A 10271-nucleotide genomic window follows, 5' to 3' on the forward strand; every position below is an offset into this window, starting at 1 on the left:
AATAAATATTTTATACTAAAGTTTATAATAATGCGCTCGGGGCTTTTTTCTCTTCTAGCGCATTTTATTAAGCTTCTTAAATTAATTTACCCCCGAAGGGGCAGTGGTATGATATTTTTGAAATCACTACAAATCAAAACATCATTTCCACTTGAATTATACTCCAACTTTACCACAACTATTCCCGCACCGACACTCATTTATCAGAAAATCTGATAAGTGGACAACCTGCTCGTATTACCTAACCGATTCCCTACTAACTTCCCTTTGGGAATCCGAAGATGAGTTTGTCGGCGTAAGATTCGGCAAATCCACCAAATACTGCCTTCTTGATATAGATAAGGACTCCCCTTATCACCCTTCCACTTCCGATCGCCTCTCCGAACTCCTAGCCTGCCTAGAAAATATAGGATTTACCCGATACATTCCTATCCAATCTTCTTACTCAGGTGGCATTCATATCTATTTCACCTTTACAGAAAATCTCCCCACCTTTAAATTAGCTTGCCTTTTAGCTAATACCTTAAGAGGTGCTGGATTTCCACTTAAAAAAAGTCATTTAGAAATATTTCCTAATCCTAAAACCTATGTAGTTACTGATAATCCTAAGCAATTTTCTCAGTATAACGGCCATCGATTACCACTTCAAAAAGGTAGCTTTTTATTAGATGAAGATTACTCTCCTTATTCAGATAATCTCCAAGACTTTATAGATGCTTGGCAGTGGTGTGCTGAAAACCAAGACTTAGACTTAATAAAAGAAAAATTATCTACTACAAAGAAACATTATAAAAGTGCTCCTGCCAAAATATCTACTGTACTTACTAAGTGGAAAAGCGATATACAAAAGGTCATACAAAAGGGTTGGACAGCTTTTCATCAGACAAATGGAATATTATATAAACTTGCTCAAAAAGTAATTGTATTTACTGACTGGAATTTTGACAGAAAACTCTGCTGGATGGTCGATACTGCCCGAAAAATGCCTGGCTATCAACAGTTTTGTAGACATCAACATGATATTAGAAAACGCTGTACAGATTGGCTAATTTGGATGCAAAAACAGGGCTATCATTGGCAATATGGAAATGATAGGACTAGAGATGAAAAATTAACTTTTGATGATGCTACGAAACAAATAAATTGGAATAATTTACAACAGCAAGAGTCAGTTTTATCTCGACTTACAGAAACACTTCATCATCTTTCAGGCTGTTTCTTTGACTCTACAAATAGTCTGTTCCGAGCAATTAATGATAAGTCCATTACTTTATTTGAAAAAGGATTTTCAAATAGGAGTTTATATAAATATCGACATTTGTGGGAATTCATGCTCAATCAGTGGGTAACGGTTTCTACATCTACATCTCAGCCTGATTTCTCATCACCAGCCCAAAATCCTCAAAATGCTCAATCCCAGTCTCAGCAACCGTTACCTACCCCCCCCCCCTCTAATGATAGTTTTGATATATGCAAGAAAAAAATAAAATTAGAAAATGAAAATGAATTAGAAATAAATAAAATTAATCTGCCAGAGCCTGAGCAAAACTTAAATCAAGAATCAAAATCAGAATTACAAAATCAAAATCTAGAAAACTTACAAACAGAAAAAGAAAAAGAAAAAACAAATTTAATCAACTCAGATACTTTTCCACCCCCTGAGAAACTTTTATCTGAAAAAGAAAAACAATTACCATTTTCCGCGCGATTTCAAAAAACTTCATGGCCAGAAAATGTCCCTCTCGATGATGATGGTTGGCCAATTATTTTTGATACCATCGGTAGTGACGATTGCTCACCCACTAATCCTCCTACCAAAAGTAATCCCGAACGCTCACCCAGTAATCGTCCTACTAAAAGTAATTCTGATTGCACCCCTACTAATTGGCCTTGTTACGCTGATGGTACCCCTGTTGAAAAATATCGAGTTTTTTACTTTGACTCAAAAATCAGCTATCACTTTCACTTGCTTTCAACTAATCCTTTGTGGCTTGATTGTTTTGGCTATTGTGTCTTAATGCGCAATAATACCTCTTCTGATTTACTCCTTGTTCCAAGGGGTTCAAGTGGCTTTTTTGAGACTATTAAAATTCCTATTGCTGATTCTGCTCGCAAAATAAGGATTATTGACACTACTGCTATCTCAAAACCTCTCCCCTAATGGATTCTAGTATTAGTGAGTAGAGCGTCGATGGGGATGGGGGAGCCGCTGCACCCCCGCCCCCGGCGCTCACTACTTTACTTGATAATAAGATGTTTTATGCACAATCTATATATATCAATGCTTTGAGCTTGTTTTTTGAGCAAATTCAATATTTTTCCCTTGTATTATGGCTTTAAGGGTGCTTTAATAAAAACTTAATATTTGGGGGACAAGCCCCCATACCCCTAAAATGCACTTAGAGGTTTAATCATGCTATCAAATAATCTGCAACTTAAAACTGTAAATTTTACAGAAAAGGAAGCTTCTGTAGTTTTACTTATTGCTTCTGGCTTTACTGATTCTCAAATTTCTTCTTATCTTCATCTTTCAAATTCATATGTTCCTACACTGATTAAGCGAATTATTAAGAAGTACAATTTTAGTAATCGTTGTGAATTAGCTGCTGTTTTTGTTAATTCTTTTTACCTTTCTTCTACGTAATTTTATTTACTTAATATCACCATTAGTAATATTACTATGACCTGATATCAGGTCATTTTTTCCAAAACTCTTGCCTTTTCCAAATTTATTTGTAATCATTGATTTATTGAATTAAATCAATTGAATATGGATAAGCGACAGCCTCCTGCTCACGTTCTCAAAGCTGCTAAAAGCTTAAAGGATAGGGATATTCAGGCTACAAAGATTTTATATCATCAGATGTATATTGATGATTTGAATTCCTCTGACTTCTATTCTGATATCGATACTATTGATGTCAACTTTTTTGAAGTTGACGATTTGTTGTCACTTCCTCCTTCACCTCCTCCTGTTTCTTCACGTTTGAAGCTTGCATCTGCTACTGAATCTGAATCTGATGAAGATATCGTTTAACCCAGATTTTCCTGGTAGTAGCTTTTTGGGATACTCTCCCTTTCTTTCAGAATTTTCTGATAAATATTCTGATATCAGGTTTTCTTCCTTGAAATCAGATTCACTGAAAGTAGCAGAATTACTTCAACTTGGATACCAACAATTTTCTCATCCTAGACTTAAAAACTGGAGTGACCGCATTTATAGATGCTCCCCTTCACTCTGGTTCCGCGATAATAATAGTGGCTTCAAATTGAGAGAATCTGCCTTTTGTAAAGTTCGCCTTTGCCCTATCTGTTCAGCTCGTAAATCTGCAATGTGGAAAGCGAAATGTTTGCAAATCTGGCCTTTGCTTACCTCTGAACATCCTCATCTTAGGTATTTATTTCTGACATTGACAATTAAAAATGTTCCCGTTGTCAATCTCAAAAATGTTATTGTTCGTCTTTTGCGCCCTTCCATTAAGCGGTTTTTCCGCCTTCTTTCATATCGCCTTGGTGATACTTTTCAGGGAAGGATTAGGAAATTTGAATGCACCTACTCATCAAAAAGATACTGTCATCCCCATTATCATTATCTTTTGGCAGTTTCTCCAGAATACTTTGATGAATTTTATCTTAGATTTGAGGAATGGCGTTCTTTATGGCAGCAATCCTTGAGGTCAGATTATAAACCTCTCATTAATATCCAAGCTGTATCATCAGACGATGAAAAGGGATTGCTTGAAGTTCTTAAGTACGAATTGAAACCATCTGATTTCAAGAAAGATTATAGATGGCTTTCTGAATTCGGTCTACAAGTTTCGGGAACTAAAATTTACTCTACTGGTGGCATACTCAGGAAATATTTTCAATTTCTTGAGCATGACCCTGATATGATTCATGAAGCTGATATTAATGATAATCATGCTTATGGAATCAGCAATAATTTAATCAGATTTGATTTTAATCAATCTGCCAAACAATACTGCATTTTTTCATAAACCATCAACAATCAATAATCAATAATCAATAATTATGAGTGCAAAACAAGGACAAATCACTGAAATTGAAAGTTCTGGTACTTTTTTGTTTTTGAGAAAAGAAAACGACAAAGATAATACTTATACCATGATTTACTTTATGGGTTCAGAATTTATTCCTTCTTCTGAAATATCAATTCCTCCTGATGTTGCTATTAAAAAAATGCCTGCTCCCAAGCGTGCTAGCTATGATGGTCATTTGAGGTTTAAGGTTCCTGTTGAGTATCTTGCTTGCGATAAATATCGTGTTCTTGATGATATTCAGATGGGTGACTATGGTGAGCTTAATTATTCTTTCTCTCCTCAAGCTGCTCCTGGTACTGGCAGCTCTTCTATTAAGTGGTTGCAAACCTCTTTCCATGATTTTATCAAAAGTGGCAATGCTTTGACTAAAGAGAAAGTTTCATCATCTGCGGGGGCTAAATAATGACTAAAATTTCACAACTTTCTTATCCTACAAAGCGCTCAATTGTAGCATCTGCAATACTTTTAGACCGCTTAATGAATTACTTCAAAGTATCTCACAACAGTCAATTTGTCAAAGATTTGGGTCGTGATGTTCGTGAAAAAATTGATGAATCTCTCCTTCAAGAACATTGTCAACATCTTGATAATTTTTTTAATGACGTTCCTGATACTGATATCAAGCTTATCAGAATCCGCTAACGCTAGTTTTACTGTTCCTGATTTTTCTTCTGTATCTAGTTTTCATATTAGATATTCTGATAATTCTTTGTTTCATTTTCGTGGTTCTACTTCTATTTGTTCTTTTTCTGGTTCTGACCCTTTTAGTTTTGTTACTGATTCTGAATCTTGTTTGGCTTTAATTTATAATCCTGATTCATCACCTTTTCCTACTAATTCTTCTGAATATTCTGCTGAACTTGTTTCATTTTTAGTTAGGTTATCTTCCTTTCTTCTCTATGTTTTTGTCCTTTCCACCTTTTACCACATGATTCCTACAAGGAGGTTATAATAACTTTTACTTTTGCAACTTTAACTTTTACCCTTACTGAAGTTATTCAGATTGGTGATGCCATGATAGAAGCTTTTTTCCCCATTGTTACCGTTCTTTTTATCTTTGGCATCGCCTATAAAATATTCATTTTGCTTGCACTCAGCAATTACTAATTAGGAGAAAATATGTATTTCACAGTTTGTTTTTCTATTATAGGATTTAGTGCTTTACTAATCCTAATTGAGAAAGTATTTTTGAAAAAAGATGAAAAACCTTCTAGTAAAAAGCTTGCTAATAAGTTTGTTAATCGTCCTGCCAGCAAATAAAGCATTATCCTTTGATTTAACTTTTGATATGCCTTATACTCCTGAGCAATTTATCTCAGTTGAGGTTATTGATAGGATTTCTCCAGAAATTAAGAAGTGGTTTGCTGCTCTCGCTGCAATTTTTGCACTACACCTTTTAATTAAAAGATGACTTGCTCTACCACTTTTTATCCTGGCTGTCCTTGTGACACCAACTACCAATTCCCTGACCTTTCTTCTGAAATTGGTGACGTTTCAGCATCTCAGCAACTCGACTGTATTTTGATTGATACTGCTGGAGCTTCTAAGTCTTCAATCCCTTATGCTGGAACCGTTGACGATTTTGTTTACTTTCCTCTGCAATCACATTCAGGTGATGTTATTGTTTTTTTGACTATATCTGCCTTTGGAGTTTTGTTCAAATGGATTTTCAAATAAAAACTCGTCTAAAAACCTTGACTTATAAAGAATTTTTACTTTCTCTTACTCAAAATGCTTTTTTTACCTTTCTCCTTTTACTTAATCCCGTTATGTTCATTATTACTTCAGATATCGTCATTACTACAATTAGACAGGAACTTATTCCTGTAATTCATTCTAAATTTACTAAGGAGTGTTTGCGGTGACTCATTTCATTTTTGCTTTTACTGCTTTTGACTCTCAAGCAATAGTTGCTTATTTTCAGGAAGCTGTGGAGTGGGGATTAGAAGCTTCTGCCAAGTATCTTTCATATCTTGGCGCTATTTTCTTAGTAGTTCGCCTTTTCTCCTCAAAGTAATAGCACTATTAGCATTTTTATATAAATGCTAATAGATGCTTTTAGCATCTGTAATTGATTTATTCAATTACAAACTTAACCTAATTGTTCATAATATCATGCTCAGTAAAATTAAAAAAGCTCTTCCTGTTGTATTGCTTTCTGCTTCTATTCCTCTGACTTTTACCCTACCTGCTAAAGCTCAACTTTCTGTTGACGCTGAAATTGCTAAAATTACTGCTGTTGCTGCTAGTCTTGAGGGAGTTGTTGCTGGCTTCACTACCATCTTAGTTGGTTCTGGCGGAATTTCTGCTGCCTTCCAGATTTTCCGTCGTATTATTCTTCAAAACGTGTAATACTTTACTGTCTAGTAGTCTGTCTACTAACTACTAGACACCCTACTAGACACCTACTATGAAAGAGTTTTTAAAAATTTTTATTATTGCGTTTTTACTTTCCCTTATCTTTTTCAATCCTGCTTTTGCTAGTGGAGGTGATGCTGGTGATTTTGGTGGTGATGGTGGTGATGGTGCAACTTTAGAACTTGAAATTAATACCGGACCTCGATTCCATGAAGATGATGAATATGAGATTCAATATTGCACTGAGGATATCTTTTGGGCATTCTTTCCTATGGATTTTCTCTATAATGGTTCATATTCATCTTCATCATCTCAATGTCCTAATATAGAATTTTTTGGCTACTCTCACGAACTTTGCTGGGTTTTGGATCTTTATACTGACATTGTCAGTCCGGCCTTTTTACTATCAATGATGGTATATGCGGTATTTCATCTCTAAGAAATTTATATTTATATTTGCAATCATCCTGATTAAATTTTTCCTAGCTAATAAAGCTATTGCTAGTGGTGGCGGTTCTTGGCTTCCTGATAATGATCCAAATGATTATCCTGAAGGTTACGGTGATGCTGATAGTTACGGGATTTGGGTTTGTTCACTACAGGTAAAACTTACTCGTTGGTTGCCATCAACTCCTTACTCTCTCTGGCTTTCCACTTTGGCTAATCAGATGATATCTGATATCCCCTTTTTGGGTAAGGGAATCATTATTCAAACTATTAATAATATCAGAAATGTTCTTCTTCTAGTTGCAGCCTGGAAAGTTTTCAAATCTCTTCCTGGTCGATTCTGATGCGTAATCCCTTTTTGCTCACAGGTGAAATATTTGGCGTTGTTTCTGCTCACCAGTCTCCTCCTCGTGGTAGTGGAAAATCATTGATAGCTCTACATTTAGTCCTTGAGCAAGCAAATTATTTCAACTACGCAATCACCTTTAATTTTGATATAGATGCTACTGCTCTCTATCATTACTGCTACTATATGGGTTATCATAATGTAATTAGGCATTTAAGATTAGGAAATATCCATGTTCGCTCACTTGTTAATGATAAAGGTGAAACTGATTTAACCTCTTTCATCCTCGGTAATCAAAGAATATTTGTACTTGACGAGGCTGGTATATTTTGTAGTAGTAGAAACTGGCAAAAAATATCTGATAAATGGCAAGCAGATTTAGCAATGCTTCGCCATTTCAATGTTAGACTTTGGTGGATTTCTCAACACTATTCTCATGTTGACAAAGTTTTAAGAAATCAATCTAATTATGTAATAGAATGCTCTTCATTATTAAAACCTTCTCTTGAGCTTCAAGGTGCTGGTAAAATCCTAATGAAAATATACTATGTGTATATTAATAAATCTTATGAATATTTAGATAATAAAGCTCCTCGTATTTCTGGATTAAATTTGAATATGCATCGATTCCGTGGTGCATTTTTTAGGAAATTCATTCCTTTTAATGATTCTGATTTACTTTTATTTAGAGTATATAAATCTTTTTCTAAAAAGATTGGCGATAAACCTATAATTTCTAATTTCCCAAATCTTTCTGGATATAATCCTAGGAAAATTAATTACTATTCCAATCAACAATTCCAGGATATTTATAATGAAGATTATGATAGACAAATTAAAGAATTGTCAGCTGAATGTTTCCCTATATCCTCTCTCCCTCTTCCTTTTATTAGGAATAAAATCGATTCTGATATCACTGATATTTTTGCTTGTTCTTAATTAATTTTAAACAAATGAAACTATTAAAATTTTTTATTTTGTCTCTCTTTCCTACATTTTTAATTAAAATTTTACCAGCTTTTCCTAATGATGATATTCCTCCTAGAGGACAATCCTGTGATAATATTCCTGACCGTTCTTTTCTTTATAAAACTCGTTATTCTGTTAATACATTTGGTTATTGTCTTCGTACTGATTATTATCTTAGAATTTCTCGCAATTTTAATTATAATTACTGCCCTGAAGGTACTTATTACCGTACTTATACTGTTGTTGGAAAAACTGGCACACGTTATCAGCATGATGGTTGTTTTTATATTGGTACTCTTAATTTTGCTCATCAAGAAACTTTATCATGTTCTACTGATTATTATTATCTTCCTGCTCAACACACTATAGTTGATAATTCTTACTGTGGTATTGATAACTTTGATAATTCTGATAACGATAATTCTGATAACTCTGATAATTCTACTTGTTCTAATGTCAAACTTAAAATTAATGCCTTACCTTTTCAGACTGGAACTTTAAAACTCAACTGTAATCAATGAATATACTAATATTTCTCTTTGTCATATCACCAATGATTGCACCTTTGCGCACAATGATACTTGCAATCATTATCCTTAAATCTAAAATTTCATTTCATGGATACTTTGTCTGGGCTGTATTAATTTCAGCCCTTTTTTATTCCAACTTGCAATCAGACAATTTTCTCTTTTCCTTTTTAGGTCATCCCACAATCGGTGGTGGTCTCATCGATTTTATTTTGATATCACTTTTACCACTATCACTTCCTGCTGTCGGTTTCAGGTTTGGTGTGCTATCACTTGCTATTATCTTACTGTTTGGTTATGGTGGTGAACACAGACAAGAACTAGCCAATGCTTTCCTCGCTCCTTCTGCATTCATCTTTTCACCTTTGCAATCACTTTTACTTCTTTTTTCCGCAATCACTTGTCATTCTCGTTCTGCTGTTGCAGTGATAGCATTTGCAATCATTTCTTCACTACGCTCACCTTTTTTGCGAACACTAATATTCTTTTTGGTGATATCTGTGATATCAGTCGAATCTTATCATCGCTATCACTATATTATTGATTTTGGCAATCATGGATTTTGGAATGCAATTACTACTGATAGATTAGTTCAATGGAAAAACTTACCTTCTCAAGCAGTTGGCATTGATGGTGCAATTAGTCATATTAATACTGTTAAATTTCACAATGCTTTCGTTGATTTTCGAGTTATTTCTGGTAGTTGGGCTTTGCCTTTGTGGTGGTCATTCTTGATATTTTCATACTATGAAATTGTTCCTACAAAAATATTATTATCATTCGTATTTGTACAGCTTTTTTGGTATAATAGCGTTGTCATTTTATTTGGGTGGTTTTTCGTTATTAATCAATTTAAGCAACAAAAAAACTTTGAATTTGATGTTGACTTTTAGTTTTTTATATACTATAATTATATTAAAAATCTATGGAATTAATTATGCTTTTCGACCTTTTTTTTGCTCGTAGAAAGTTGTTTCAAATGTATCGTGAATATTTTCAGCCTGAATATTTGGTTCTTGATGTACGATTTAACAAATTTTCTCATTATGTTACTGTTAAATATTCTCAATCTTCAGAAGTTAACGTTGTGATTTTTGAATTATAGTTATCAATCATCCAACTTTGTTCTAAGCACATTCAGTAGTAACATGGCAGCGCAGCGGTACAAACCGAGCGACTATTTTTTCCCAGTTTATTTGTTTATACATTGATTTAAGCTCGTGTTTGTAGTCATGTTACAGCGCAGCGGTACTGAATGTGCGCTCTAGGGTTTATCTGTTGCAATCACTATTTAGTTGGGTGAAAAGTTATTACTCATCTTCTCCACCTAATAATATTTATCTTCAACAGCTATTTGACGAGGATGAAGATTATGACGATGAACATGACAATGATGAAGATGAAAATGTTAATGAGTCTATTTAATACTTTTTTGGAATAAATATTTTATACTAAAGTTTATAATAATGCGCTCGGGGCTTTTTTCTCTTCTAGCGCATTTTATTAAGCTTCTTAAATTAATTTACCCCCGAAGGGGCAGTGGTATGATATTTTTGAAATCAC

17 protein-coding genes are annotated in these 10271 nt (G+C 34.1%); all 17 read left to right on the forward strand.

Features of this window, described 5'->3' with window-relative positions; all coding sequences use genetic code 11:
- The first annotated feature begins 151 nt into the window (after nucleotides 1-151).
- The 17 genes from F6K22_RS18795 (at nucleotide 152) to F6K22_RS18870 (ending at nucleotide 10133) form a co-directional block, all read left to right on the forward strand.
- Nucleotides 152-2161 (forward strand): hypothetical protein, encoded by a 2010-nt coding sequence (locus tag F6K22_RS18795; RefSeq protein ID WP_293101023.1) that lies wholly within the window; start codon nucleotides 152-154, stop codon nucleotides 2159-2161.
- Nucleotides 2162-2413: 252 nt separating this feature from the next.
- Entirely contained in the window at nucleotides 2414-2644 is a 231-nt protein-coding gene (locus tag F6K22_RS42240; RefSeq protein ID WP_363273882.1) for a helix-turn-helix transcriptional regulator, read from the forward strand.
- A gap of 126 nt (nucleotides 2645-2770) precedes the next feature.
- Nucleotides 2771-3037 carry a hypothetical protein gene (locus tag F6K22_RS18800; RefSeq protein ID WP_293101026.1) on the forward strand — a complete coding sequence of 89 codons (267 nt, stop codon included), beginning with the start codon at nucleotides 2771-2773 and terminating at the stop codon, nucleotides 3035-3037.
- Nucleotides 3038-3125: 88 nt separating this feature from the next.
- Complete coding sequence (locus F6K22_RS18805; RefSeq protein ID WP_293101029.1) at nucleotides 3126-3998, forward strand: protein rep; 873 nt, start codon at nucleotides 3126-3128, stop codon at nucleotides 3996-3998.
- Nucleotides 3999-4032: 34 nt separating this feature from the next.
- On the forward strand, nucleotides 4033-4464 hold the full coding sequence (locus tag F6K22_RS18810; RefSeq protein WP_293101032.1) for a hypothetical protein: 432 nt from the start codon (nucleotides 4033-4035) through the stop codon (nucleotides 4462-4464).
- Nucleotides 4464-4703, forward strand: a complete 240-nt coding sequence (locus tag F6K22_RS18815) for a hypothetical protein (RefSeq protein WP_293101035.1) — start codon at nucleotides 4464-4466, stop codon at nucleotides 4701-4703. Before F6K22_RS18810 ends, F6K22_RS18815 begins: the two co-directional genes overlap by 1 nt.
- Nucleotides 4704-5259: 556 nt before the next feature.
- Nucleotides 5260-5472 (forward strand): hypothetical protein, encoded by a 213-nt coding sequence (locus tag F6K22_RS18820; RefSeq protein ID WP_293101038.1) that lies wholly within the window; start codon nucleotides 5260-5262, stop codon nucleotides 5470-5472.
- Complete coding sequence (locus F6K22_RS18825; protein WP_293101041.1) at nucleotides 5469-5738, forward strand: hypothetical protein; 270 nt, start codon at nucleotides 5469-5471, stop codon at nucleotides 5736-5738. Before F6K22_RS18820 ends, F6K22_RS18825 begins: the two co-directional genes overlap by 4 nt.
- 184 nt (nucleotides 5739-5922) lie before the next feature.
- Nucleotides 5923-6078: a hypothetical protein gene (locus tag F6K22_RS18830; protein ID WP_293101044.1), complete on the forward strand. Its 156-nt coding sequence runs from the start codon at nucleotides 5923-5925 to the stop codon at nucleotides 6076-6078.
- Between the two features lie 35 nt (nucleotides 6079-6113).
- The gene (locus tag F6K22_RS18835) at nucleotides 6114-6413 is read left to right on the forward strand and encodes a hypothetical protein (RefSeq protein ID WP_293101046.1); all 300 of its coding nucleotides are present in this window, start codon (nucleotides 6114-6116) and stop codon (nucleotides 6411-6413) included.
- 58 nt (nucleotides 6414-6471) lie between these two features.
- On the forward strand, nucleotides 6472-6858 hold the full coding sequence (locus F6K22_RS18840; protein ID WP_293101049.1) for a hypothetical protein: 387 nt from the start codon (nucleotides 6472-6474) through the stop codon (nucleotides 6856-6858).
- The gene (locus tag F6K22_RS18845; RefSeq protein ID WP_293101052.1) at nucleotides 6839-7210 is read left to right on the forward strand and encodes a hypothetical protein; all 372 of its coding nucleotides are present in this window, start codon (nucleotides 6839-6841) and stop codon (nucleotides 7208-7210) included. The genes F6K22_RS18840 and F6K22_RS18845 overlap by 20 nt, the downstream gene beginning before the upstream one ends.
- On the forward strand, nucleotides 7210-8151 hold the full coding sequence (locus F6K22_RS18850; RefSeq protein ID WP_293101055.1) for a zonular occludens toxin domain-containing protein: 942 nt from the start codon (nucleotides 7210-7212) through the stop codon (nucleotides 8149-8151). Before F6K22_RS18845 ends, F6K22_RS18850 begins: the two co-directional genes overlap by 1 nt.
- A 14-nt stretch (nucleotides 8152-8165) precedes the next feature.
- Entirely contained in the window at nucleotides 8166-8702 is a 537-nt protein-coding gene (locus F6K22_RS18855; RefSeq protein ID WP_293101058.1) for a hypothetical protein, read from the forward strand.
- Between the two features lie 32 nt (nucleotides 8703-8734).
- Complete coding sequence (locus F6K22_RS18860; RefSeq protein WP_293101061.1) at nucleotides 8735-9601, forward strand: hypothetical protein; 867 nt, start codon at nucleotides 8735-8737, stop codon at nucleotides 9599-9601.
- Nucleotides 9602-9645: 44 nt separating this feature from the next.
- Nucleotides 9646-9813 (forward strand): hypothetical protein, encoded by a 168-nt coding sequence (locus tag F6K22_RS18865; RefSeq protein WP_293101064.1) that lies wholly within the window; start codon nucleotides 9646-9648, stop codon nucleotides 9811-9813.
- 194 nt (nucleotides 9814-10007) lie between these two features.
- Nucleotides 10008-10133: a hypothetical protein gene (locus F6K22_RS18870; protein WP_293101067.1), complete on the forward strand. Its 126-nt coding sequence runs from the start codon at nucleotides 10008-10010 to the stop codon at nucleotides 10131-10133.
- The last annotated feature ends 138 nt before the right edge of the window (nucleotides 10134-10271 follow it).

Source organism: Okeania sp. SIO2F4 (genome assembly GCF_010672385.1).
In the GTDB taxonomy this organism is placed as follows: domain Bacteria; phylum Cyanobacteriota; class Cyanobacteriia; order Cyanobacteriales; family Microcoleaceae; genus Trichodesmium.